Annotated in this window: 20 protein-coding genes and 1 pseudogene; 6 read left to right on the top strand and 15 right to left on the bottom strand. The window is 71.5% G+C overall.

The features are described from left to right. The first annotated feature begins 68 nt into the window (after nucleotides 1-68). Both ACGFZN_RS37890 and ACGFZN_RS37885 read left to right on the top strand, forming a co-directional pair. A complete protein-coding gene (locus ACGFZN_RS37890; protein WP_393863023.1) occupies nucleotides 69-1,688 on the top strand; it encodes a restriction endonuclease fold toxin-2 domain-containing protein in 1,620 nt (539 codons plus the stop codon). Between the two features lie 18 nt (nucleotides 1,689-1,706). Further along, the gene (locus ACGFZN_RS37885) at nucleotides 1,707-2,144 is read left to right on the top strand and encodes a hypothetical protein (protein ID WP_393863022.1); all 438 of its coding nucleotides are present in this window, start codon (nucleotides 1,707-1,709) and stop codon (nucleotides 2,142-2,144) included. 629 nt (nucleotides 2,145-2,773) lie between these two features. On the opposite strand, the gene ACGFZN_RS37880 is transcribed toward ACGFZN_RS37885, so the two are convergent. The 15 genes from ACGFZN_RS37880 to ACGFZN_RS37810 all read right to left on the bottom strand — a co-directional run bounded on the left by ACGFZN_RS37880 (nucleotide 2,774) and on the right by ACGFZN_RS37810 (nucleotide 18,516). Further along, nucleotides 2,774-3,496: a hypothetical protein gene (locus tag ACGFZN_RS37880; protein WP_393863021.1), complete on the bottom strand. Its 723-nt coding sequence runs from the start codon at nucleotides 3,494-3,496 to the stop codon at nucleotides 2,774-2,776. 34 nt (nucleotides 3,497-3,530) lie between these two features. Then, complete coding sequence (locus ACGFZN_RS37875; RefSeq protein WP_393863020.1) at nucleotides 3,531-4,043, bottom strand: hypothetical protein; 513 nt, start codon at nucleotides 4,041-4,043, stop codon at nucleotides 3,531-3,533. Next, entirely contained in the window at nucleotides 4,016-5,290 is a 1,275-nt protein-coding gene (locus ACGFZN_RS37870) for an MCE family protein (RefSeq protein ID WP_393863019.1), read from the bottom strand. The genes ACGFZN_RS37875 and ACGFZN_RS37870 overlap by 28 nt, the downstream gene beginning before the upstream one ends. Next, on the bottom strand, nucleotides 5,287-6,570 hold the full coding sequence (locus ACGFZN_RS37865) for an MCE family protein (RefSeq protein WP_393863018.1): 1,284 nt from the start codon (nucleotides 6,568-6,570) through the stop codon (nucleotides 5,287-5,289). The genes ACGFZN_RS37870 and ACGFZN_RS37865 overlap by 4 nt, the downstream gene beginning before the upstream one ends. Further along, the gene (locus ACGFZN_RS37860; RefSeq protein ID WP_393863017.1) at nucleotides 6,567-7,676 is read right to left on the bottom strand and encodes an MCE family protein; all 1,110 of its coding nucleotides are present in this window, start codon (nucleotides 7,674-7,676) and stop codon (nucleotides 6,567-6,569) included. The genes ACGFZN_RS37865 and ACGFZN_RS37860 overlap by 4 nt, the downstream gene beginning before the upstream one ends. Next, nucleotides 7,673-8,674: an MCE family protein gene (locus tag ACGFZN_RS37855; protein ID WP_393863034.1), complete on the bottom strand. Its 1,002-nt coding sequence runs from the start codon at nucleotides 8,672-8,674 to the stop codon at nucleotides 7,673-7,675. Before ACGFZN_RS37855 ends, ACGFZN_RS37860 begins: the two co-directional genes overlap by 4 nt. 245 nt (nucleotides 8,675-8,919) lie before the next feature. Further along, nucleotides 8,920-9,960 carry an MCE family protein gene (locus tag ACGFZN_RS37850; RefSeq protein WP_393863016.1) on the bottom strand — a complete coding sequence of 347 codons (1,041 nt, stop codon included), beginning with the start codon at nucleotides 9,958-9,960 and terminating at the stop codon, nucleotides 8,920-8,922. Beyond that, on the bottom strand, nucleotides 9,957-11,210 hold the full coding sequence (locus tag ACGFZN_RS37845) for an MCE family protein (RefSeq protein WP_393863015.1): 1,254 nt from the start codon (nucleotides 11,208-11,210) through the stop codon (nucleotides 9,957-9,959). The genes ACGFZN_RS37850 and ACGFZN_RS37845 overlap by 4 nt, the downstream gene beginning before the upstream one ends. Before the next feature lie 5 nt (nucleotides 11,211-11,215). After that, nucleotides 11,216-12,040 (bottom strand): MlaE family ABC transporter permease, encoded by an 825-nt coding sequence (locus tag ACGFZN_RS37840; protein WP_393863014.1) that lies wholly within the window; start codon nucleotides 12,038-12,040, stop codon nucleotides 11,216-11,218. Nucleotides 12,041-12,043: 3 nt separating this feature from the next. Next, entirely contained in the window at nucleotides 12,044-12,814 is a 771-nt protein-coding gene (locus tag ACGFZN_RS37835) for an MlaE family ABC transporter permease (protein ID WP_393863013.1), read from the bottom strand. Next, nucleotides 12,811-13,740, bottom strand: a complete 930-nt coding sequence (locus ACGFZN_RS37830; RefSeq protein WP_393863012.1) for an ABC transporter ATP-binding protein — start codon at nucleotides 13,738-13,740, stop codon at nucleotides 12,811-12,813. Before ACGFZN_RS37830 ends, ACGFZN_RS37835 begins: the two co-directional genes overlap by 4 nt. A 128-nt stretch (nucleotides 13,741-13,868) precedes the next feature. Then, complete coding sequence (locus ACGFZN_RS37825) at nucleotides 13,869-14,951, bottom strand: RNA polymerase sigma factor (protein WP_393863011.1); 1,083 nt, start codon at nucleotides 14,949-14,951, stop codon at nucleotides 13,869-13,871. Nucleotides 14,952-15,004: 53 nt separating this feature from the next. Beyond that, entirely contained in the window at nucleotides 15,005-16,021 is a 1,017-nt protein-coding gene (locus tag ACGFZN_RS37820; protein WP_393863033.1) for a lytic transglycosylase domain-containing protein, read from the bottom strand. A 481-nt stretch (nucleotides 16,022-16,502) separates the two neighbouring features. Continuing rightward, nucleotides 16,503-16,994: a DUF3293 domain-containing protein gene (locus ACGFZN_RS37815; protein ID WP_393863010.1), complete on the bottom strand. Its 492-nt coding sequence runs from the start codon at nucleotides 16,992-16,994 to the stop codon at nucleotides 16,503-16,505. 193 nt (nucleotides 16,995-17,187) lie between these two features. After that, the gene (locus ACGFZN_RS37810) at nucleotides 17,188-18,516 is read right to left on the bottom strand and encodes an MFS transporter (protein ID WP_393863032.1); all 1,329 of its coding nucleotides are present in this window, start codon (nucleotides 18,514-18,516) and stop codon (nucleotides 17,188-17,190) included. Between the two features lie 950 nt (nucleotides 18,517-19,466). Between ACGFZN_RS37810 and ACGFZN_RS37805 the strand changes: the two genes are divergently transcribed. From ACGFZN_RS37805 to ACGFZN_RS37790, 4 genes and pseudogenes are all read left to right on the top strand, one after another. Next, nucleotides 19,467-20,183, top strand: coding sequence for an SDR family NAD(P)-dependent oxidoreductase (locus tag ACGFZN_RS37805; protein WP_393863009.1), 717 nt, complete (start codon nucleotides 19,467-19,469; stop codon nucleotides 20,181-20,183). 24 nt (nucleotides 20,184-20,207) lie between these two features. Next, on the top strand, nucleotides 20,208-21,794 hold the full coding sequence (locus ACGFZN_RS37800; protein ID WP_393863008.1) for a Na+/H+ antiporter: 1,587 nt from the start codon (nucleotides 20,208-20,210) through the stop codon (nucleotides 21,792-21,794). Between the two features lie 200 nt (nucleotides 21,795-21,994). Further along, nucleotides 21,995-22,559: pseudogene (locus ACGFZN_RS37795) on the top strand (DUF2243 domain-containing protein). Then, complete coding sequence (locus tag ACGFZN_RS37790; protein ID WP_393863007.1) at nucleotides 22,559-23,398, top strand: cytochrome c oxidase assembly protein; 840 nt, start codon at nucleotides 22,559-22,561, stop codon at nucleotides 23,396-23,398. Before ACGFZN_RS37795 ends, ACGFZN_RS37790 begins: the two are co-directional and overlap by 1 nt. The last annotated feature ends 57 nt before the right edge of the window (nucleotides 23,399-23,455 follow it).

The raw sequence follows: 23,455 nt of genomic DNA, 5'->3' as shown, positions 1-23,455 counted from the left end.
ATCTCTGTGCTGTAGAACAGATGACCAACGTCTTAGGGCGTTGACGGGGTCGAGGGGAGGGGACGCGCATGGGGATGTCGCCGGACTTGAAAATGATCGCGCACGGAATGATCGGCGCGTCGATGGAGATGGTCAAGTCGGTGATGCCCGGCGCTCGTGACACGACGATCGCGTTGTTCCACGAGTTGGGCCGGCAAAAAGAGATAGCTGGCGACGATGGCGCGGGCCATGTCTTCGCGAAGGTCTACAACTCGGCGGCGTCCACGGCTCTCGACAAGATGGGGTTCAGTGCCTATGTGATGAGCGAGACGGGCCGCGGCTTGATGCGCACCGTGCGCGAGTTCATGGCCAGGGAGAGCCACATCGCCTCGCAGGTCCTCGGCCGGCAGGTCGACTTGACAGACGGTATGGGCGATCCTGCGGAGGACTGTACGGAGAGCTTCCTCGGGCTCGGTCAGGAGCTCCCCGAGGTGGTCGGAGACACCGCCTGGTACGACCAATATGCGCCGGGTGGGATGAGCGATCGCTTCCGCGGGTCGCCAGAGAAGCTGCGCGACGTGGCAGGGTCATGGCGGCAGGGTGCCAAGCTGATGGTGCGGTTCCTGGAGCATGCCCAGGCGTGCGCGCGCACAGCGGACAAGGCGCACTCAGGAGAGGCAGCCGATGCCTTCCGCAGGTACTTCGCCAACTTCGTTGGGTTCGCTGCTCCACCGGAGCAGGCTCACGAACAAGAGACGCTGGTCGCGAACCTTGTGGCAGCCTGCAACCAACTGGCCAAAGCATGTGATCGCTACGCCGATCACATCGAACATGCCAGGGTGAGGATCCAGGATCACCACCTTGACCTCTTCAGCGTGGACATGCCGTGGGATGCGCCGATGTTCGGCGGTAACGGCTACGACGGCGGTCTCAAGGATGCCGTCCTGGACGACCCCTGGATCCACCAGCTGGGCAACGTGGCGCACGCGCTGGACAGCTCAGAGAAGCGCGTGAAGCTGCCGCACGGCTCGGGCGGAGGGACCGGAATACCTTTCGGCCCGTACATCCCGGTTCCTGTCCCCGAGCCGATCCCCATCGTGGTGGCCTCTTATCGGGGCGGAATGTCAGGCGTCGTGCCAGCCGTGTATGTCGACCCGGACCCGAACATCCCCTACCGCGACCCGGTGCCCCCGATACCGGGCACGACCCGGCTGCTGACGGACGCGGAACGCAGGCAGTTCGAGAAGTTCGTCGATGGACTTGAGCCGCTTGGCTTCGGCAGCAACGCCTCGAATCCGAACACGCCGGACAACGCTTACCAACTGCGGACCGCCGGCTACCCGGAACGGAAGATCCCCTTGGGGCCCGGCTCGAAGCGACCGTTCAAGGCAGCGGACGGCATGCGCCCGGCAGATGGCTACGTGATCGGCTCAAAGTATGTGAACGACGAGAAGGACTGCTGGCGCAAGCCGGAAACGCTCAACAACCTGGCGGACACCTATCGCACGGACGGTTCGAAGAGGTGGAACAAGGAGGCGTTCTTCAAGGGCCTGGACGAGGGTGAGCTCAAGGAGTACCGCAACGCGATGGAAGAGCACAGGGAGATACGCGGCCTGGAGATCATGACGAACGACAAGGACGCGGCAGCCTACTGGCAGGCGCTCATGGCAGAGCAGAAAGTCAAGGGGACTGCCCAGTACGTTCCCTAGCCCGACGAAGGACCACTGATGAACGTCGACGAACACACCACCTCCTTCCTGCTGTACGCACCAGCGAAGAACCCTCACGGCTGGCAGCTCGACCTGAACACATTCGGGGAGGCTCTCCGCGGCGCCTTCCCCGAAGTGGGCTACCAGCCTGAGGAGGGCCACCCAGCCCGTCTTGGCATCTGGGTACTGACCGCCGACGGGACAGAGTTCGATGGGTTCGCCGACAACGAGACCCGCGACACCATCGCCCTGAGCAACAACAAGATCGACGAGGTCGCTGTCTTCATCCTCTGGCTGCGTGACTCGTATCTGCCGTCCCCCGATCTCATCCGCTTCACCACCGAAGCCGCGTTCGCGCGTGGCATCGAAACCGACTGGCGGGTACCCGCGTCCGGAGGAGTGGATCAGATCATCGAGGAACTACGGCAGCACCTGCTGGTTGTCGTGGGAGAGTAGAATTCGAGGGCTGACCCTCGCTTGGTCGGCAACCGCGGGTAGCGTTCAAGCAGCCTCCGGAAGTCATCGTTTGGGCTGCCTCTCGGGGCCGTCGACGTAGGCGGACATCGAGCACCACCGCAGCTTGGAGCAGCTCGTATGCGTACCGGTCCGCCGCACTCTCCAGCCGCCTGGGCGAGGGAAGAAGCCACCACATCACGAGGCGTCCGCCAGCGACTACCAGGCGAGGAGGTTGACCGGGGTGAGTGCAGGTTGGTGGTCAATTCTGGCGATGCGCAGCGTGTACGCCTGGACGCGAAGTGCCACTCCGAACGCGATGACTCGTGCAACCCACAGGATGCCGTATCAGCACCGTCGGCAACCTGCGGGCCGCCGTCCCCCGGCTGGTGAACTCGACCTTCGCCGCCCGCGACACCGCCCGGCGGGGCACAGCACCGCGTGCGAGTCGGACTCGAAGAGCTCGGGTCCTGGTCTTCGAACTTCCTGACCGAGTACCACGCCCGCTACGGCGGCAATGGCGTGATGATCCACGGGCGCGTCGAGCGCGAGAACGTCTGCATCTACTCCAGCTCAAGAGCTGTTCGTCGTTCAGTCGGCACAACGCGAACAAAGACGCGAAGCGAGACTCTTCACAGTGCGTCCACGCCGCTCACCTTCCAGCCGGTGGAGGTGTGGGTGAGTGTCAGCCGGACCCGGTTCAGGTCCAGCCGGGGCTGGGGGAGCCGGGTGCTCTGGGTGACCTGGTTGACGAAGAGGAGGACGACGGCCCGGTCCGGTGTGGCCGAGACGACGGAGGCGGCCGGTGCGCCGCCGTCGGCGGGGGTGGCCACGGTCGCCTTCACCACGCCGTGGTACTTCGTCGCGGTCGGCGCGACGACCGTCTTCGTGGTCCTGCCGTACTGGTCGCGGAAGTGCCCGGTCAGCAGGGCGCGGGCCCGGGCGAAGTCCCGGTCCAGGTGGCGGTAGTCGTACGACAGCACGACCGGCGCCGCCTTCTGCGCGGCCGCGAGGGCCTCGCCGCGGGCCTGCTCCGCCTGCCGACCCTGCCGGTACTGCAGGCCGAGGACGCAGGCCGCGATCAGGGCCGTCACGAGGAGGACGGCCGGCACCGCGGTGAGCAGGTTCCGTCCGGTCCTGCGCGAGGGCGCGCTCTCCTCCGGTTCGTCATCGAAGGGCGCGGGCTCCGGCGGGTCCTCCCAGCCGTTCGCCGGGGGCTCGACGAGCAGGGTGCGTCCGGAGGGGGCCGCCTCTTGCCCGCGGGCGGCGCGCTTGGCCGCCGCGCGGGCGGCCGCGGTCATGGTGCGGCGGGCCGGGGAGCCGGTGCCGCGGGTGCGGGAGGTCGGGTTCGCCACGGTGTCTCTCCTCGGTGATGCCATCAGTGGGTGGTCAGCCGACGAACGTCACGTCGGAGGTCAGCCAGCGGCCGGCCACGCGCACGAGGTCGAGCTGGAGGCGGTAGGTGCGCGCCTGGCCGTCGGGCGCGGCGGTGTTGGTCACCTTGCTGTCGGCCACGACCAGGACCCGGGCCGTGTGCGCGTCGGACCGCACGATGCCCGCTTCCAGGACCTGGCCCTCGGACACCGACTTGTTCTGGGCGACGAGCTTCGTCAGCTGGGCGGTCTGCGCGGCGAACTGCTTCTTGAAGTCGCCCGTGGCGCCCTGCAATACCGCGCGGCTGTCCCGGTCGTAGTGGCGGTAGTCGAGCGAGGTGAAGTTCAGCGCCGACTGGCGGGCCGCCGCCAGGACGTCCTGACGGCGCTGCTCCGCCGCGCTCTGGTCGGACAGCTTCAGGCCCAGCCACACGGCCAGGACGGTCGTCAGGACGGTCGCGGCGACGAGACCCGCCGGCAGCAGCCGGATGCGTGTGCCTGTCACGCCATCGGTCCCACGAGCAGCCATTGCCAGGACTCCTTTCCGAACACGGTCTGTTCGCCGCCCGTCGAGCCGATCTCGACGGGCGTTCCGTCCGGGCCGGTCGCGGTGCCGGTCTCCGGGTCGTACGGGGCCACGAACGCGGCCTGGTGCGCGCCGGCCGGGCCGGTCGTCGGGCCCGGCGCGTTCTGGGCTCCGCGTACCGATGTCTTGCTGCCGCGCGGCGCCGCGCAGTGCGCGGAGGTGTTCGCCGGGCGCGTGCCGGTGTCCGCGGGGTCGCGCCGCTGGGTGCCGTAGCCCTGGGTGCAGGCGGGCGGGTCGCCGGCGTTCACGGTCAGCCCGAAGTGGGTGGTGCCGTCGCCGGGGATGACGGTGTAGCTGCCCGCGACGGTGAGCGGGAGCGTCACCAGGGCCTGTTCGACACCGGGCAGCCGGGCGAGGGTGATCTGGCCGCCGCTGATGAGGTTGGCCAGCAGGACCGGCACGTGCGGCCGGGTGGACTTCAGCAGGGAGTCCAGCTGCTCTGCGGCGGGCGTCGTGTTGCCGATCAGCCGGCGCAGATCGCCGTCGCTCGACTTCAGCTGCGCGGTGAGCGTGGCCAGGTCGCGGGAGAACGACTTGATGGCCGAGCCCTTGTCGGCCTGCGTCCTGAGCACCTTCCGCGAGTCCTCGATCAGCGAGACCGTCTGGGGGAGCGACGCGGACGCCGACTCCACCAGCGCGTTGCCGGAGTCCACCAGCCGGCTCAGGTTCGGCCCGGTGCCGGCGAACGCCTTGCCCAGCTCGTCCACCGTGACCCGCAGATCGTCCTTGCCGACGGAATTGACCAGCCGGTCGAGGCTGAGGACCAGGTCGGTGACCGGCAGCGGCGTCCGGGTGCGGCTGCGCGGGATCGGGCTGCCGTCCATGAGGTACGGTCCGCCCGACCGCCGTGGCTGGAGGTCGACGTACTGCTCGCCCACCGCCGAACGGTCGGCGACCACCGCGAGCGTGTCGGCCGGGATCCGCGGGGCGCCGTCCTCGATCTTCAGCGCCACCGACACCCCTGACCCGGTCAGCTGCAGATCGCCCACGCGGCCCACCGGCACGCCCCGGTAGGTGACCTCGGCGCCGGGGAAGACGCCCCCGGACTCGGCGAAGTCGGCGCGCACGGTGTACCCGCGGTCGAGGACGTCGTCCACGAGGCCCGTGTAGCGGGCGCCGACGTACGACACTCCGAGGGCGGTGACGGCCGCGAAGGCGAGCAGCTGGGCCCTGACCGTACGTGTGATCACGGCAGTATCCCCTTCAGCATCAGCTCGGCGAGGCCGAGGTCGGTCCCCGGCGGGAGGCGACGCGAGCGGTCCCCGGCGCCGTAGGCGGCGGTGCACACCGGCGGGCACAGCAGAGTGCTGCCGCCGGAGGGCGGGGAAGGTACGGCGGGGGCGGAGGGCACGGGCGGCACGGACGGGGTGCCCGGCAGCGGCGGGACGGACGGCAGAGGAGCGGGAGTGGGCAGGCCGGGAAGGTGCGGGGTTCCGGGGGCCGGGGACTTCCCGCCCTTGCCCGGCTTGCCGGTGACATTGCCGTACAGGTCCGCCAGGTCGAGGTCGGCGGTGATCTTCAGATTGACGTAGTCCCCCTTGACGGCGTCCGCCGCATTGCGCGGGAAGGGATAAGTGGTCAGGATCTCGAGGGAGTTGGGGAGGTCGTCGCCCGCCTTGTCCAGCTGTTGCAGGATGGGCCGCAGCTTCTTCAGGTTGGCGACGGTGTCGTCCCGGGAGGCGTGCACCACGCGGGTGCCGGTGGTGCCGAGCCGGGACAGGGCGGTGAGCATCTTCGTCAGGTCCTTGCGCTGGCCGGCGAGGGCCTTCAGGGCGGGCGGCATGGTGTCGACGGCCAGGGCGATCGTCTTCCGCTCCTTCTTCAGCCGCTTCGCCAGCCGGTCGACACCCTTGAGGGCGCGCACGATCTGCGCCCGCTGGCCGTCGAGGCCGCCGAGGAACGTGTCGAGCTGCTTCAGCAGCGACCTGACCCGGTCCTCGCGGCCGCTCAGGGCCTGGTTCAGCTCGATGGTGATCGTCTTCAGCTGGGCCACCCCGCCGCCGTTGAGCAGCGCGGACAGCGCCGACAGCACCTCCTCGACCTCCGGGTTGCGGCCGCTGCGGGACAGCGGGATGACGTCGCCGTCACGGAGCCGTCCGACGGGAGCGGTGCCGGCCGGCGGGGACAGGGCGACGTACTTCTCGCCGAGCATGCTGGTCTGCCGCAGATCGGCGACCGCGTTGCCGGGCAGCTTCACCGAGTCGGCGATCCTGAGCCGTACCCGCGCGTGCCAGCCGTCCAGCCGCACCTTCTCGACTGCGCCCACGGTGACGTCGTCGACCTTGACCGCCGACTGCGGCACCAGGTCCAGGACGTCCCGGAACTCGACGGTGACGTGGTAGGCGTGGCCGTCCGAGGCGGCGCCGCCGGGGAGCGGGACGTCGTACCAGCCGTTGAACTCGCAGCCGGTCAGCAGCAGCGAGCCGACCGCCGTCCAGGCGGCCATCCTTGCCAGGTGCCGCGCGCTCATGCCGGTGCCCCCAGGAGTCCGCCGAGGGTCTTGTCGACCGTGCCCGTCGACGCCGGGGCCGGCGGCACCTCGGGCAGGGAGCCGAAGAGCTTCCTCAGCCCGGCGCAGCTGCCGTGGTCGTCGCCGGTCGTCTTCAGGATCGAGCAGAGCAGGGACGCCGGATCCTGCGGGCCCTGCGCGTTGTTGCGGGTGTCGAGGGTGCCGGCGGCGGGGTTGTAGGCGTTCTGCAGGTTCGACAGGCCGGTGGGGGCGACGGTCAACAGCTCCTGCAGCGCGGACCGTTGGGCGACGAGCACCTTGGTGACCTTCTCCAGGCCCTTGACGTCCGAGGTCAGCGCCTTCTTGTTGCCCCTGACGAAGCCGGCCACGTCCCCGAGCGCGGTGGCCAGGTACTTCAGCGCGGCGGCGAGATCCTTGCGCTCCCCGGCGAGCTGCCCGGCCACGGCCGCGAGGTCGGTGGTGAACGACCGCACGCTGGTGTCGTCCGCCGCGAGCGCCGCCGTGAACACCTGCAGGTTCCGTACGGTGCCGAACAGGTCGCCGCGCCCGTCGGACAGCGTGGTGACCGCCTGGGACAGGTCCGCCACGGTCTGGTTCAGGTTCCCGCCCTGCCCCCGGAGGTTGTCGGCGCTCACTCCGAGCAGCCGGGACAGCGAGCCCTGCTTGTTGGCGCCGTTCGGGCCGAGCGCCTCGGCGGTGGTGTGCAGGCTGTCGAAGATCCGGTCCAGCTCGACGGGGACGGCCGTACGGGACTCGGGGATGACGTCGCCGTCCCGCAGCACCGCGCCCTTGCGGTACACCGGCAGCAGCTGTACGTAACGGTCGCTGACGACCGAGGAGTTGATGATGGCGGCCTGTGCGTCGGCGGGGACCTTGCGGCTCTGGTCGTACTCCAGCTCCACCCTCACCCGGTCGCCCTGCGGTGTGATCTTCCTGACCTCGCCGATGCGGACGCCGAGGACGCGGACGTCGGAGCCGGGGTAGATGCCGACGGTGCGCGGGAAGTAGGCCGTGACGTGGACCGGGCCGGGGCCCGGCCAGAGGACGGCGGCGAGGCCCGCGACGACCGCGAGCGCGGTGAACAGGGCCAGGAGTCTGCGGGTCATCGGGTGCCTCCCGTCCGGGGCGTGACCGGGGCGGCGACCAGGTTCTGGACGTAGGAGTCGAACCAGCGGCCGTTGCCGAGGGTGTTGGTGAAGAGCCGCACGTACGGCGCGAGGAGCTCGACGCTGCGGTCGAGGCTCGCCTGGTTGCGTTCGAGCATCTTCAGGAAGGTGTCGAGGTTCTTCAGGGCGGGTCCGATCGCCTTGCTGTTGTCGTCGACCAGGCCGGACAGCTCGATGCCCAGCAGCGCGGAACTCTTCAGCAGCGTGTGGATCGCCGCGCGCCGCTGGTCGATCTCCTTGAACAGCGCGTCACCGTCCTTCACCAGCGCGGAGAAGTCCTTCGTGTGATCGGCCAGCACCTTGGTGACGCCGTGCGCATGGTCGAGGAGCCCGCGCAGCGCCTTGTCCCGGGAGGCGACGGTCCGGGAGATGCGCGACAGTCCCCTGATCGACGCCCGCACCTCCGCGGGGGAGTCCCGGAAGGTGAGGGAGAGGGTGTCCAGCGCCTTCGCGAGCCGGTCCGTGTCGACCTTCTCGGTGGTGGTCGTCAGGTCGCTGAAGGCCTGCACGACGTCGTACGCCGACACGGTCCGCCCGAGCGGGATCTCGCTGCCCGGCCTCAACTGCCCATGGCCCCTCGGGTACAGGGCCAGGTACTTGGCGCCGAGGATCGTCTTGACGCGGATCGCCGCGCCCGTGCCGGTGCCGAACCCCGGGTGACCCTTCACCTTGAAGGTGACCTTGACGTGGTCGCCGTCCAGGTCGACGCCCTCGACCTTGCCGACCTTGACCCCGGCGATCCGTACCTCGTCGCCCGGCTTGAGCCCGCCGGCCTCGGAGAAGGCCGCGCTGTAGGTGTCGCCGCCGCCGATCAGCGGCAGGCTGTCGGCGTTGAAGGCGGCGAACGCGAGCAGCGCCAGGACGGTGAGGCCGACGGCGCCGACGACGACCGGATTCCGCTCCCGGAACGGCTTCAGACGGGGGCGCTGGAGCCGGATCCGGGGCAGCTTCGGCGGCAGGACGCGTACCTTGACCAGGGGCTGGGGGCGGGGTGCGCGCTTGGGCAGCAGCCGGGGGAGCCTCGGCAGCCTCGGCGGCAGGACGCGCACCTTGACCAGGGGCTCGGGGCGGGGTGCGCGCCGCGGCAGCCGCGGCAGCCGGGGGAGTCTCGGCAGCCTCGGCGGCAGGACCCGCACCTTCACCAGGGGTTCGGGGCGGCGACGCCGTCTCGGGACACGCAGTCTCATCCGCCACACCTCGCCCGCGCCACGTGCAGCTCCGGGGTGATCACCTGCTTGGTCTTCGGCAGCACGATCCGGCCGTCGAAGTCGCAGAGGTAGAAGTTGAACCACGAGCCGTACGAGGCCGTCCCCGTCAGCTTGTTCAGCTTGTTCGGCAGCCGCTTCAGGACGCCCTCCACGGTGTTCTGGTTCTTGTTCAGGGTTCCGGTGAGATCGCCGAGCCCGGCGATGTCGTCCTTCAGCGGCGGACGCGCGTCCTTCAGCAGCCCCGAGGTGACGTCCGCGAGGTCGCCGATGCTCACCAGCGACTCCCCGATGGGCTTGCGGTCGGCGGACAGCCCAGAGACCAGCCGGCGCAACTGCGTGAGCAGATCGGAGAAGCGGGAGCCGCGTTTGTCGAGCGTCGCCAGGACGGAGTCGAGGTTGTCGATCACCGAGCCGATCAGCTGGTCGCGGTCGGCGAGGGTGGTGGTGAGCGAGGCCGTGTGCGCCAGGAGGCTGTTCACCGTGCCGCCCTCGCCCTGGAGGGTCTGGACGATCTCGGTGGCGAGCTGGTTGACGTCGCTCGGGCTGAGCGCGGCGAACAGCGGCTTGAAGCCGTTCAGCAGCGCGTTGAGGTCCAGCGCCGGCCGGGTCCGGGACAGCGGGATGGTGCCGCCCGGCCGCAGCCGGGCGGTGACGTCGCCGGGGCCCTCGGTGAGCGCGATGTACCGCTGCCCGACCAGGTTGCGGTAGCGCACGACCGCCTGGGTCCCCGCGAGCAGCGGCCGGTCGGCGTCGACGGTGAACGTGACCTCCGCCAGGGTCCGGTCCTTGATCCGGATGCCCTCCACCTCTCCCACCCGCACGCCGGCCACCCGGATGTCGTCGCCGGTCTCCAGCCCGGTGACGTCGGTGAACACCGCGTGGTAGGTGTCCTTCGGGGTGAAGGAGATGTTGACGACGGTGGCGGCGAGCAGCGCCGTCGCCGCGATCGTGACCAGGGCGAAGAGGCTGAACTTGATCAGCGGGGCGGCGGTCTGCCGGGCTCCTGACCTGCTCATGCGACGCTCACCGCCGTTCCGCGCGCGAGCGGACCGAAGAGCAGCGTCGTGACGGGCGGCACCTGGTCGGCGGGGACGCCCAGGACGGGGGCCACAAGGGAGCCGACGGCCCGCTGCTCGGCCCGGGTGGCGGACACAGGGGCACCTGCGGGGAGCGCGCCGCCGGAACCTCCGGCCGACGTGCCGTCGTCGAGGTGGGGTTTTGGTCCGGGCACGGGCGGATGGGGCAGACCACGGCAGTCGGGTCCCGACCGCTCTCCGTACACCGGCTCCTCACCGGGCCGGTACGCCCCCTGCGGCCGGACCACCTCCAGGGTGATCCGCATCTCGCCGCCCCGGAACGCGTCCTCCGACGCCCTCTCCTGCCGGACCAGCCCCTGGAAGAGGCACGGGTACTCGGGGGAGTAGCGGGCGAACAGCTCCAGCGTGGGGCGGGAGACCCGGCCCAGGGTGATCAGCCGGTCGCCGTTGTCGGACAGGAAGCCGTTCGCCGTGCCCGCCACGGCGGCGGTCGCGCGCAGGGCCGACGCCAACTGGTCCCTCTTCTCGACGATCGTCTGGCTGGTGGTGACCGTGTTGCGCAGGATCCGCATCAGGTCGGGCGCGGCGTCGCCGTACACCTCGGCGACGTCCGCGAACCGCGCGATGTCCTCCTTGAGGGAGGGCAGGTGGGGATTGAGACGGCGCAGATAGGCGTCGACCCGGGCGAGGTTGGAGCCGATCCGGTCGCCGCGCCCTTCCAGCGCGTCGGCGAACGCCGAGAGGGTGGCGTTGAGTTCACCGGGCCGGACCGCGCGCAGCAGCGGCAGCAGGTCGTTCATCAGTTGCTGCACCTCGATGCCGGCCCTGCTGCGGTCCTGGGTGATGACGTCCCCGGCGCGGATGGGCCGCGCAGAGGTGCGCGCGGGCGGCACCAGGTCCACGTACTTCTCGCCGAACAGCGTCTTGGGCAGCAGCCGCGCACGCACGTCCGCGGGGATGTACGGCACGTACTGCGGCTTGAGCGCGATGTCGAGCGTGGCCTTCCTGCCGTCGGAGTGCACCTCGCGCACCTCGCCGACCAGCAGCCCGCGCAGCTTGACGTCGGCGCGCGGATCGAGCTGGTTGCCGAGGGTGCCGGCCTGCAGGGTGATGGGCACGACGGACGTGAACGCCTGCTGGTAGACGGCCACCGCCAGCGACAGCAGCAGCGCGAGCACGGCCAGGAACGCGACGCCGTACAGCCTGAGTCTCCATCTGTGCGTGCGCACCGCTCTCACCCCGCTATCCGTACGGTCGTGTTGGCGCCCCAGATCGCGAGGCTCAGGAAGAAGTCCAGGACGTTGACGGCGACGATCGAGGTCCGCACCGCCCGGCCCACCGCGACGCCGACCCCGGCCGGGCCGCCGCTCGCGTGGTAGCCGTAGTAGCAGTGCACCAGGATGATCAGCACGGCGAAGACGATCACCTTGCCGAAGGACCAGAACACGTCGACGGGCGGCAGGTACTGGTGGAAGTAGTGGTCGTACGTGCCCGTCGACTGCCCGTAGTAGCCGGTGGTGATGGTGCGGGCGGCCAGGTACGAGGACAGCAGCCCGACCACGTACAGCGGGATCACCGCGACGAAGCCGGCGATCATCCGGGTCGTCACCAGGAACGGCAGCGACGGGACGCCCATCACCTCCAGCGCGTCGGTCTCCTCGCTGATCCGCATGGCGCCGAGCTGCGCGGTGAACCCGGCGCCGACCGTCGCGGACAGGGCGAGCCCGGCCACCAGCGGGGCGATCTCCCGGGTGTTGAAGTACGCCGACAGGAACGCCACGAAGTTGGAGGTGCCCAGCTGGTTGAGGGCCGCGTAGCCCTGGAGGCCGACCTCGGTGCCGGTGAAGAAGGACAGGAACGCGATCACGCCGACCGTGCCGCCGACGACGGCGAGCGCACCGCGCCCGAAGCTGACCTCGGCGAGCAGCCGCAGGACCTCCTTCTTGTAGCGGCGCAGGGTGCGGCCCGTCCAGGCCAGCGAGCGTCCGTAGAAGGACAGCTGGGCGCCCAGCTCTTCGAGGGAGCGCAACGGGCGGTCGAGGGGGTTGTGCGGTCTCATCGGCTAACCCCTCTGCGGGACGACCTGGAAGTACACCGCGGTCATCACGAAGTTGGTCACGAACAGCAGCATGAAAGTGATCACCACGGACTGGTTGACGGCGTCGCCCACGCCCTTCGGACCGCCCTGCGCCGTCAGCCCCTTGTACGAGGCGACGATCGCCGCGATCGCCCCGAACACCAGCGCCTTGATCTCCGCCGCCCACAGGTCGGACAGCTGGGCGAGGGTGGTGAAGGACGCCAGGTAGGCGCCGGGCGTGCCGTGCTGGAGGACGACGTTGAAGAAGTAGCCGCCCGCGACACCGACCACCGACACCAGGCCGTTGAGCAGCACCGCCACCACCATCGACGCCAGCACGCGCGGCACCACGAGCCGGTGGATCGGGTCGATGCCGAGCACCTGCATCGCGTCGATCTCGTCCCGGATCCTGCGCGCCCCGAGGTCGGCGCAGATCGCCGTGCCGCCCGCGCCCGCGATCAGCAGCGCGGTGACGATCGGCGAGGCCTCGCGCAGCACCGCGAGCACGGACGCGGCGCCGGAGAACGACTGCGCGCCCAGCTGCCGGGTCAGGCTGCCGATCTGCAGTGCGATGACCGCCCCGAACGGGATCGAGACCAGCGCCGTCGGCAGGATCGTGACGCTCGCGACGAACCACGCCTGCTGGATGAACTCCCGTGCCTGGAAGGGTCGTCGCGGAAGCGTACGGACGACGTCCAGCGCCATCGCGAAGAGGTTGCCGGAGTGCCGGAGCGCACCCGTGGGTGAGAGTCTCACGAGCCCGTCACCCCCGTCCCGTGCAGCTGGGCCTCGCGTCGCGCGATCGCCTCCCAGCGGGGCGGACGGGTGATGCCGGGGCCGGGCAGCAGGCGGGGAGTCAGCCCCTCGGGCCGTGGGCCCTCGTCGATCCGGGCCAGCTCCTGTTCGACCTGGGCCGCGTCCTTCTCCTCCGCCATGCCGATGGGCCCCTGCATCCGGCCGTTCAGGAACTGCCGTACGACCGGCTCGTCACTGGTCAGCAGCTCCTCGCGGGGCCCGAACATCACCAGCTCGCGCCGGAACAGCAGCCCGATGTTGTCCGGGACCTGGCGGGCCGAGGCGATGTCGTGGGTGACGATCAGGAAGGTCGCGTCGATCTGTGCGTTGAGGTCGACGATCAGCTGGTTGAGGTAGGCCACCCGGACCGGGTCCAGGCCCGAGTCGGGCTCGTCGAACAGGATGATCTCCGGGTCGAGGACCAGGGCGCGGGCGAGCCCGGCGCGCTTGCGCATACCGCCGGAGATCTCGCCGGGCAGCTTCTCCTCGGCGCCGATCAGCCCGACCATGTCCATCTTCTCGAGGACGATCCGCCGGATCTCGCTCTCGGACCTGCGGGTGTGCTCGCGCAGCGGGAAGGCGATGTTGTCGTACAGGTTCATCGAGCCGAACAGCGCGCCGTCCTGGAACAGCACGCCGAACAGCTTCCGCACCTCGTACAGGTCGTGTTCCCGGAGCCGGGTGATGTCCCGGCCCTGGATCGTGATGGAGCCGCGCTCCGGCTTCAGCAGTCCCACGAGCGTCTTGAGGAACACCGACTTGCCCGTCCCCGAGGGGCCGAGCATCACCGAGACCTCACCGGCGGGCAGCGTCAGGGAGACGTCCTGCCAGATGACCTGGTGGCCGAAGGACTTGGTCAGCCCTTCCACACAGATCTCGACACCCATCCGCTCCACCCTTCGCCCGTGCTCGCGCCGTGAGCAGCGCCGACATCTGCTCTACGGGCAGGGGCGGGGCGTCCGTCGCGGTGGACGAAGATTTTTTTCCGGGGCCCTCGGAGCCGCCGGGCGGCGTGCTACGGCAGCTTCGGTGACGGCGCGCCGGCGGGGGTCCTCGGGGTGGGGACACCGGCGGGGGCGGACAGCGGTGCGGACGGCACGGCGGGAGCGGCCGGGACCGGCGCGAGCGACGGCACCGACGAGGCGACCGGCCCCGCCGGCAGGGCCGGTACGGCGGTCGGCAGGCCCGGCACCGCCGGCACGCCGGGCACCTGTGGGACCGGGGGCACCTTCGGCGCCGGCAGGTCCGGGAGCGAGGACGCCTCCGGCAGGGACGGCACGGACACCGGCAGGGACGTCTCCCCGGAGGGGGAGGGCGTACGGCCCCGGGACCCGGCCGCCGTGACCGACGGAGTCCGCGTCGCGAGGGCGGGTCCGGGCCCCGTGGCCTCACCGCTCACGATCCGCGCGTCACGGGACACGCCCGGCCGCGGCGCCGGAGCCTTCCCGTGGCCGCCCGCGTCGAGCGCGTACGGCAGCAGGAACCCCGCCACCACCAGGGTCGCCGCCGTCGAGGTGACGGCGACCGCCTGGGCCTTGCCGCCGCCGCGCAGCCGCCCGCGCCCGACGAGGAACAGCACCAGTGCGAGCGTCCCGGCCAGCGAGGCGCGCAGTGTCCGCCGGGCGCGGGCGAGCAGCGACTCGACGGTCCGGTAGCTGAGCCCCATCCGCATCGCGACCTGGCCGACGTCCAGGTCCTCGGACTTCAGCCGGAGCGCCTCCGCCTGCCGGGCGGGCAGTTCACCGCTGCGCACGGCGAGCCACTTCGCCTCGGCCCGGTCGCACACCACCTCCTCGACGGGCACCGGACCCGGCGCGAGGAGCGTGGGGCGGCTGCCCACCTCGGCCTCCCGGCTGACCTGCCGGTACCGGTCGACGCACAGCCGCATCGTCACCGTCGTCAGCCAGGCGCCGAGCCGCTCGTCGTCGAGGTCCGGGCGTTCCGCGGCCCGCAGCATCGCCTCGTGCACGGCGTCCTCGGCGTCCTCCCGGCTCATGGAGCGCCGCCGGGCCACTTTGAGCAACTGCTCGCGATGGCTCCACATACGCTGCCAACGCTCGTCGGCGGCCGCTGTGTCCGCAGGCATGTCCGTCGCCATGAGGGCCCCTTCGCACTCACCCGCCGGTCCGGTGCTTCCGGCGGGTGGCGACATTACCGCCGGGTAGGCGCGGTTGTGGAGGGGGCGGCGTCCATTGTGTTCGAGCCGTTGCCTGTGGTCAGCGGCCCGGCGTCGGGCAGGGTGAGGGTCGGCACCGGCACGGGCACGGGCGGAGTCGGGGACGCCTTCGGGAGCCCGGCCGTACGGGACGGACTGGGGGAGGGCGAGGCGGGCGGCGTCGACGGCGTGCGCGAAGGACTGGGGCCCGGCTTCCGGTCGTCCGACGGCGCCGACGGCGAGGGCTTCGGCCGCTTCGGGCGCGACGGCTCAGGCCGGTGGGGCCGGTCCGGTCGGGAGGCGCCGGGCGCGTCCGGCACCACGCGGTGCCCGGTCAGGTAGTACGCGTACCAGGCCTTGACGGTCTGCAGGTAGGCGGCGGAGTGGTTGTAGCCCAGGATCGCCCGGTCCAGGTCGGCGGGGTCGGACAGGTCCCGGCCGCCCGCGCACAGGTAGCGGCCGGCGGCGAGCGCCGCGTCGTAGACGTTGTCCGGGTCCGCCCGTCCGTCGCCGTTGCCGTCCGCACCCCAGCGGGCCCAGGTGGACGGGATGAACTGCATCGGGCCGACCGCGCGGTCGTACAAGGTGTCCCCGTCGTACGCGCCCCCGTCGGTGTCCGGTACGGCGGCGAAGGCTCCGCCGTCCAGTCGCGGCCCGAGGATGGGCGTCACCGTCGTACCGTCCGGGGTCACCCGGCCGCCCCCTGCCTGCCCGGACTCCACCTGGCCGATCGCGGCCAGCAACTGCCAGCGCAGCCGGCAGCCCGGCGCGCTGCGCGCGAGCTCCGCCTCCGCACGCCGGTAGGCGGCGAACACGCTCGCCGGCAGGGCCCCGCCGCCCCTCGCCTCCCGTGCCGAGCCCTTCTCCCGCGTCCGCAGCGGGGGAAGGCCGGTGCGGTACGGGGTGTCGCCGGACACGCTGGGGCCGTGCTCGGCGGGCGCCGCCTTCCGCGCGAGTTCCCCGCCCTCGACCGAGACCGCCACCGGCGCCTGAGACGCGGTCAGCACGGCCATCGCCGCCGCCGCGACCGCCGTACCCCTGGCCCCCCTCAGTGCCCCCTTGAATGCACGCCCTGTCACTGCGCAGCCCCCTCCGTGGGTGAATCCGTCGACTGCTCTACGCGGCCGGAGGGCGGGTCCGTCGCACGGAAGGGGATGGATCGGGCAGCGCCTTTCACCTTACGAAGGCCGGGGCCAACCGTGATGTGGTGACTCGTCAGCCGATCCCGTCGACGGCTGTCTTGTACTGCCGGGCCTGCGCCGGGGCAGGCCCGGAGACCTGCGAGAACGCTGCCGGTGTCGAGCCGCGGGCCGACGGCAGGTGATGTCGCGGAGGCGCCGGCCTTCCCGTCGGAGGAGGACTTGGTGTGTTCGGGCGGTCCGCACACGCGGAGGACCAGCACCCTCGGGCCTGCCGCCGGGGCACCACCGATCCGCTGCCCCTGCGGATGATCCGCAGCAGCCGTAGGCCCACGCCGTCAGCAGAGACACCAGCTCACGCATGTTGCGGCTCGACAGGGGCGGCGTGCCAGCCGTGGACGACCGTGTCATGGCTCGCGTCGGCGCAGCTCAGCAGGCGCCACGAAGTGAGGGACCAGGCGAACACGGCGTCCTGGCCGAACCGCCGGCCCAGAGCCCTGGCCTGGGCATCGTCCATGCCGGTGACGGCCGCGCTGATTTCGGCGTGGGTGCCGGCCGCGTCACCCCCCACGGCCGGCCACCACTGCAGGCCTCGAAAAGCGAGGATCCGTAGCAGTTCGCGCTGCGCCCGGAGGTTGGCCCGCACCGAAGCGTTGCGTCCACGGGGGTTGAAGGCGGTGACGATGTGGATCGTGCGCGCGCTCGTGAGCGGGAACGGAAGCCCCGACGCGCCACCCGAAGGATCCGGTGTCACGCGAACGTTGTGCGCGGGGAAGGCGATGTCCACGACCGCACGCTGATAGTTCGCCCACTGCCCGGGCTCGGTGGACGGGGAAATGGCAGGCACAGGAGTCTCCTTCAGAACTTCGGAAAGGGACCCCCTTACCTGAGGGCAGGGAGATCAAAGAGGCCGCTGATCATGCCACACGCCTCGTCCGAAGACCAGAGGCCGGTCGGCCGGCGTGGGCCGGGAACGCCGGTGCCGCAGCCCGGGCAGGCAGGGGAAGGGCTGCCCGCCCGGGCCGGAGGGTGGGGTGGGGTCAGTCGGTCTTCTCCGTGAGGGCCGCCAGTTCGCGGTCGACGGCGCGCTGGTGCTCCAGTGCCTCGTCGCGGGCCTTGCGCGGGCTCCAGCGGCCGGCCATGACGAAGACGAACGGCAGGAAGACCAGTTGCCCGGCGACGCAGATCAGCCACCAGGTGCGCCACTGTCCGGGGCCCTGGTCCGCGGCGCTCTTCACCTGCGCGCCGTAGCGCTGCAGCAGCGCCAGTTGCGGCTGGGCCTTGCGTACGGTCGCCAGGCCTTCCGGCCCGACCTCGCGGGCCGCCTGGGCCGCCAGGGCCGGGGGGACCGCGTTCGCGGGATACTTCTGGAGTTCGGCGAAGAGCCGCGGGTGGGCGTCGACGACGGCCAGAGCGGGCGCGGCCTGGACGCTCGCGGCCTTCACCTGGGCGCCGTGCTCGACCAGCGGCGTGGCCGACGTCACCACGACCGGGACGAACGCCGTGGAGACCGCGACCACCGCCCGGATGATCCAACCCCACACGGCCAGACCGGTCGCCGTGGCGGCCGGGTTCCGCTTCTCCACGGTCTCGGTGAAGCTCGCCATCCAGGGTGCGTAGGCGACCCCGGTGAGCACACCGATGGCCACGAACAGCGCGGCGAAGGTGTAGTAACCGGTGTGCGGCTCCGTGGCGTGCAGCGCGAACAGCGTCGTGACCGCGATCGATCCGAGAGCTCCGGCGAGCATGAACGGCTTGCGCACCCTCAGCTTGTCGGAGAGCAGCCCCGCCACCACCAGCGCCACCGCGTTGGCCGCCCAGTACCAGTTGGCCAGCCCGTTGGTGCGCTGCTCGCTGTAGCCGAAGGTCGCGGAGAAGTAGACGACGAAGTTGCCCACGGCGCCGAAGTAGAGCAGGAGGAACAGGCTGACAGCGGTGGCCGAGCCGACGATGTCCGGCCGCAGCATCTGCCGCCAGTGGCCCGCGGCCGCCGTCTCCGGCTGCGTCCCCTTGGCCCGCGCTTCGACGAGTGCACGGTCGCGGAGGCTGACCATGATCTGGTCGCGCAGCCGGGGCGACAGCTCGCGCAGCCCCACCAGCGCCAGGACGAACACGGCGAGCCCGGCCCAGCCGGAGTAGCGCAGTTCGTCCTGCCAACCGGCGAACGACAGGGTGCTGCTGGTGACGACGGTGACGACGAGGCTGCCGATGACCGGGCCCATGGTCCAGTAGCCCATCGCGGTGGCCCGGCCGAGCTGGGGGGAGAAGTCCCGGATCAGGGCCGGCGTGGCCACCAGCACGATGCCCTCGATGAAGCTGAGGGCGGCGAAGAGCACCAAGTAGGTGCCCTTGTCCGGCGCGTTGGGCAGGCCGAACAGGCTCAGCAGGGCGGCGACGAGCGTTGGCCCGGCCCCAGCGGTCGGCGAGGCCCGCCACGAGCGAGGCGAAGGCGCCGACCGCGTTGCCGATGACGCTGACCCACACGAAGTAGCCGTAGGTCATGTGGAAGTGGGTGATGATCGATGTGGCGACCGCGTACTGCACGTAGAGGGCGTAGTAGAGGACCACGGTGGTCAGCACCACGATCCCCAGGTAGGCCATCCGGCGTGCGGTGACGGGGTAGTGGTCCAGCTCCCGGCGCCACAGGCGTGCGGCGCCGTGCGGGGTCCGCGGTGTGCCGGTGTCGGGCGGTATGACATTCGTGTCGTCGGGCGAAGCGGGCATGGCGGTCATGCGGCGGCTCCTGGGTTCGGGCCCCATGGGCCCGGTGCGGTGGGTGCGGGCAGTCCACGCCTTGCGGTGGGGCGGGCACGAGCACTGTTCGGCCAGGTGGGCCGAATCCCGGGGTCTGTGTCCGGACGGGGAGATGTGCGCAGAGGCTAGTACCGACCAGTCGGTACGGCCTAGGGGTGTGCGCGGGGATACCGAAACGTGACCTGGCGCCCGGGAAGCCGCGGGGCCCTGTTGCACCGGGAAGCGGCCGGGTCACGCGGCCGGGAGGTGCCCGCCTCCGTGCAGCCGACGGCGGTCACCCGGCGGATGCCCCCGTTCGAGGCGGCCGACGGCACGCTCGAAGCGTGCGCGGAGGCGGTCTTGGGCCAGGTGGTGCAAGCTTCGAAGAACAGGGCGGCACCTCGCCGGCGGGCGGCGGCGCCGGGTTCGCGGCACCGCGGCCTGCCCTGGGCGGGATGACCTGTGAAGGGTGATCATGAGTGTGAGGGATCCGGATGCCGGACACGCGGCAGCCGCGGATCAGCGCGTTGCGGCGGCAGGCGGCGCCGCCGGCGGCGACGCCCCCTTGGCGGGGTGCGCGGCGCTGGTGACGGGCGCGTCCAGCGGCATCGGTGCGGCCACGGCCCTGTCGCTCGCCCGGCAGGGCGCCGCCGTGGCAGTGGCCGCCCGCCGAACCGGGCGGCTGGAGGACCTGGCCGCGGTGATCCGCGACGAGGGCGGCTCCTGCCGGGTGCTCACCGCCGACCTCCGGGACGCGGCGCAGGCACGCCGGGCCGTCGAGGACGCCGTGGAGTGCTTCACCCGGTTGGACGTGCTGGTGAACAACGCGGGTTACGTGGCCATGGGCACCATCGAGGAGGGCGACCCGGCCGAGTGGGAACGGATGGTCGGTCTCAACCTCACCGCCGTCCTGCACCTGTCGCAGGCGGCCCTGCCGCATCTGCTCCGCGCGGCGGCGGACGGCCCGCGCGGGGTCGCCGATCTGGTGAACGTCAGCTCGGTCGGCGGCCGGGTGGCGCGCAGGAACAACGGTGTGTACTCGGCGACCAAGCACGCGGTGGGCGCGTTCAGCGAGGCCCTGCGCCAGGAGGTGACCGGAAGAGGCCTCCGGGTGGGGCTGGTCGAGCCGGGTCTGACGGCGACGGAGATGGGGGCCGGCCCCGGCGCCGCCGCCCGCGGCCTGCCGCGAGACGCCTGGCTGGCTGCCGAGGACATCGCCCGCGCCATCACCTTCGTGATCACCCAGCCCCGGCATGTCGCGGTCAACGAGATCATGGTCCGCCCCACCGCCCAGGAACACTGACCGCCGACCCCCCGGGGACGCTCCATGACCGGCCTGATCGTCGTCCTGCTGCTCGTCATCCTGGCCACGGCGGTGGCGGCCGGCGCCCGGCGCTGGAGCCTGCCCGCACCGTCGCTGCTCGTGATCGCCGGTGTGATCGTGGGGCTGATGCCGTGGGTTCCCGAGGTGCGGCTGGCGCCTCATGTGATCAGCGTGCTCGTGCTGCCACCCCTCCTGTACGCCTCGGCCGGGGAGATCTCCGTCCGCGACCTGCGCGCCGTGTGGAGGCCCGTGAGCGGGCTGGTCTTCGGCCTGGTCCTCGCCTCCGCCGTCGGCGTCGGGTACGTGGCCGCCGCGATCACCCCGCTCACCTCCGCGACCGCGCTCATCCTCGGCGCCGTCCTGGCCAGCACCGACCCCGTGGCCGTCACCGCGCTCGGCCGGCGGCTGGCGCTGCCGCCGCGCGTGCAGGCCCTGGTGCAGGCGGAAAGCCTGTTCAACGACGCCACCTCGCTGGTCCTGTACAAGGTCGCCGTGGCGACCGCGGTGACCGGCAGCGCCGTCAGCGTGCCCGGGACCGCCCTGCAGTTCCTCCTCCTGGCCGGCGGAGGAGCCCTCATGGGCGCGGCGGTCGCCACCGTGGTGACCCTGATCCGCAGACGGACCGACGACCTCATGCTGGAGACCGTCATCGCACTGGTCACCCCCTACGCCTCCTACGTCATCGCGGAGCAGGCGCACACCTCGGGCGTGACCGCCGTCATCGTGGCCGGGGTCGTCCTCGGCAGCACCGGCCACAAGCTCGGCGACGCCTCCGTCCGCCTCCAGGTCCACACCGTCTACGACACCGTGAGCTTCCTGCTGGAGAGCGTCGTCTTCGCGCTGATCGGCCTCGAGCTGCCCTCGGCCGTCCACCATCTCGCGCGCGACGAGCAGGGCTGGCCGCTGTGGGTGCCGGTGATCGCCTTCACCCTGCTGGCGATCCGGCTGCTGTGGATCTTCCCGTTGTCCGCCCTGATCCACCACCGGCATAGCCTGGGCGAGAACCGCCTGTCCTGGCGCGTTCCGGCCGTCCTGTCCTGGGCGGGCACCCGGGGCGTCATGCCGCTGGCCGCCGCGCTGGCCATCCCGCTGGTCACCCACACGGGCGCGCCGCTGCCGCACCGGGCCCTCATCCTCACGCTGACGACCGGGACCGTCGCGCTCACCCTCGTCTTCCAGGGGTTCACCCTGGCCCCTGTCGTGCGCCGCTCCGGTATCGCCCTGGAACCGGAGCACACCGCCCGCGAGGAGGCGCGGACCCGCCGGCGCATCGCCGCCGCCGCTCTCGAAGAGCTCAAGCAGGTCGGCGATCCGGACGAACTCGCCGACCTGGGCGCCGCCGCGCAGGCCGCGCTGAAACAGGCCCGGCGCCATCTGGAAGCGCGCATCCACCAAGTGGAAGACGCCCACTACAGCGACCCGGACGCCCGTCCCGCCGACGCCTACCGCGAGATCCGCCGGACCCTCATCGCCATCGAGGCGGCCGAACTGCAGCACCTCTACGAAGCGAACAGGATCAGCAACGCCACCCGGCGCCGTATCCAGCACGAACTCGACCTCGAAGAGGCCAGCCTCCGCCCCCGCGACTGACGGACGCCGGGTCCGGCGGGGACGGGACCGCCCCATCCGGTCAGGAAGCGACCCCGGGGACCGGCTGCGGCGGGGCCGGATGGCGGGGCCGGAAGGCGGGGCCGGATGGAGGACACGCCCGCGCGTGAGCGCCGCGGAGCGGGGAACCTGCCGCTGAGGCGACTTCCAGCGGACTCCAGAGGCGGGAGCGGGGACAGGCGATGGCCACCACGACGGGCGAGGCGCGGGCCGGCCTTCCGCAGCCGGGGAGCATCCGACTGCCGGGCATCGTGCTCGGTGTGGGGCTGGGCGGGTTCGTCGACGGCATCCTGTTGCACCAGCTGCTCCAGTGGCACCACATGCTCACCAGCACCAACCACGACCGCATCGGCGTGAAGTACTACGACCCCCACACGGTGTCCGGGCTGGAGATGAACACCGTGTGGGACGGCATCTTCCACGCCGTGTGCTGGCTCGCCGTACTCACCGGCCTGGCGATCCTGTACTCCCGGGTCACGCACCACCGGCGTGCGGTGTGGACCTCGCGCGTGCTGTGGGGCTGGATCCTGGCCGGGTGGGGCCTGTTTCAATCTGGTCGAGGGCCTCCTCGACCACCAGATCCTGGGGATCCACCACGTCCACGGCGGCCCCTACCAGGCGTGGTGGGACGCCGGATTCCTCGTGCTGGGCGGACTGTTCGTGATCGGCGGCCACCTGCTTCAGCGCAGCGGCCGGCCCTTCGACCCGGGCGACCCCGCCGACCGGCACGAGACCCGGCGCGCCTGATGGACCACTCGCACCTGCCCGCGCACGGGCACACCGCGGAACACGGCCTCGCGGGGTGGCTGCTGCCCGCGCTCGTCCTGGCGGCCGCCGCCTGCGCCTACCTGCTGCTCACCCGCCGGGCACGCCGCCGCAATCCGGCCCTGGGCCAAAACCGGTGGCGGACCGCCGGATTCCTGACCGGGACCGTCCTGCTCGCCGTCGCACTGCTGCCGCCCGTGGGCCCGTTCGCGCACGAGGACTTCCGCGGACACATGGCCCAGCACATGCTCATCGGCATGTACGCGCCGCTCGCGTTCGTCCTCTCGGCCCCCGTCACCCTCCTGCTGCGCACGCTGCCCGCGGCCCGGGCGCGGCAGCTGACCGCGGTGCTGCACAGCCCGCCCGCCCGCGTCGTCACCCACCCGGCGGTGGCGCTCGCGCTGTCCACGGGCAGCCTCGCCGTGCTCTACTTCACCCCCCTCTACAACGCGACCATGGCCGACCCGACGGCGCACCGGCTGCTGCACACACACTTCCTGCTGTCCGGATGCCTGTTCGCCCACGCCATAGCCGGACCCGACCCCGCACCCTCCCGCCCCGGCGTGCCCGCCCGGCTGGTCTGCCTCGGTGTCGCCATCGCGGCCCACGCGGTGATCGCCCAGCTGATGTACGGCGGCTTCTGGGTCGACATCCACGCGCCCGTCGACCAGGTCCGGGCGGGTGCGGAGATCATGTACTACGGCGGTGACATCGCCGAACTCCTGCTCGCCGCCGCGCTGGTCGCCACCTGGCGCCCCGCCCCCCGCCGTACGGCACGCCGGGCGGCTGCCGCTCCCCGGCGGGCATCGTCCGCCGTCTGACACCGCAGGCGCCGTCCACGGCGCCCTCCCCGCCGCCGGGCCGGGCCACGGCATCGG

It is taken from the genome of Streptomyces sp. NPDC048192, assembly GCF_043202415.1.
Taxonomy (GTDB): Bacteria; Actinomycetota; Actinomycetes; order Streptomycetales; family Streptomycetaceae; genus Streptomyces.
The sequence above is the reverse complement of the archived record's forward strand: the minus strand, read 5'-3'. Positions and strand labels throughout refer to the sequence as shown.

What these genes read in the sequence shown, in the direction of transcription:
- ACGFZN_RS37890 (WP_393863023.1), top strand. Translation starts at nt 69, where the DNA reads ATGGGGATGTCGCCGGACTTGAAAATGATCGCGCACGGAATGATCGGC.
- ACGFZN_RS37865 (WP_393863018.1), bottom strand. Translation starts at nt 6,570, where the DNA reads ATGAGCGCGCGGCACCTGGCAAGGATGGCCGCCTGGACGGCGGTCGGC.
- ACGFZN_RS37820 (WP_393863033.1), bottom strand. Translation starts at nt 16,021, where the DNA reads ATGGCCGTGCTGACCGCGTCTCAGGCGCCGGTGGCGGTCTCGGTCGAG.
- ACGFZN_RS37850 (WP_393863016.1), bottom strand. Translation starts at nt 9,960, where the DNA reads ATGAGCAGGTCAGGAGCCCGGCAGACCGCCGCCCCGCTGATCAAGTTC.
- ACGFZN_RS37790 (WP_393863007.1), top strand. Translation starts at nt 22,559, where the DNA reads ATGGACCACTCGCACCTGCCCGCGCACGGGCACACCGCGGAACACGGC.
- ACGFZN_RS37885 (WP_393863022.1), top strand. Translation starts at nt 1,707, where the DNA reads ATGAACGTCGACGAACACACCACCTCCTTCCTGCTGTACGCACCAGCG.
- ACGFZN_RS37830 (WP_393863012.1), bottom strand. Translation starts at nt 13,740, where the DNA reads ATGGGTGTCGAGATCTGTGTGGAAGGGCTGACCAAGTCCTTCGGCCAC.
- ACGFZN_RS37875 (WP_393863020.1), bottom strand. Translation starts at nt 4,043, where the DNA reads ATGGCTGCTCGTGGGACCGATGGCGTGACAGGCACACGCATCCGGCTG.
- ACGFZN_RS37840 (WP_393863014.1), bottom strand. Translation starts at nt 12,040, where the DNA reads ATGAGACCGCACAACCCCCTCGACCGCCCGTTGCGCTCCCTCGAAGAG.
- ACGFZN_RS37800 (WP_393863008.1), top strand. Translation starts at nt 20,208, where the DNA reads ATGACCGGCCTGATCGTCGTCCTGCTGCTCGTCATCCTGGCCACGGCG.
- ACGFZN_RS37860 (WP_393863017.1), bottom strand. Translation starts at nt 7,676, where the DNA reads ATGACCCGCAGACTCCTGGCCCTGTTCACCGCGCTCGCGGTCGTCGCG.
- ACGFZN_RS37825 (WP_393863011.1), bottom strand. Translation starts at nt 14,951, where the DNA reads ATGGCGACGGACATGCCTGCGGACACAGCGGCCGCCGACGAGCGTTGG.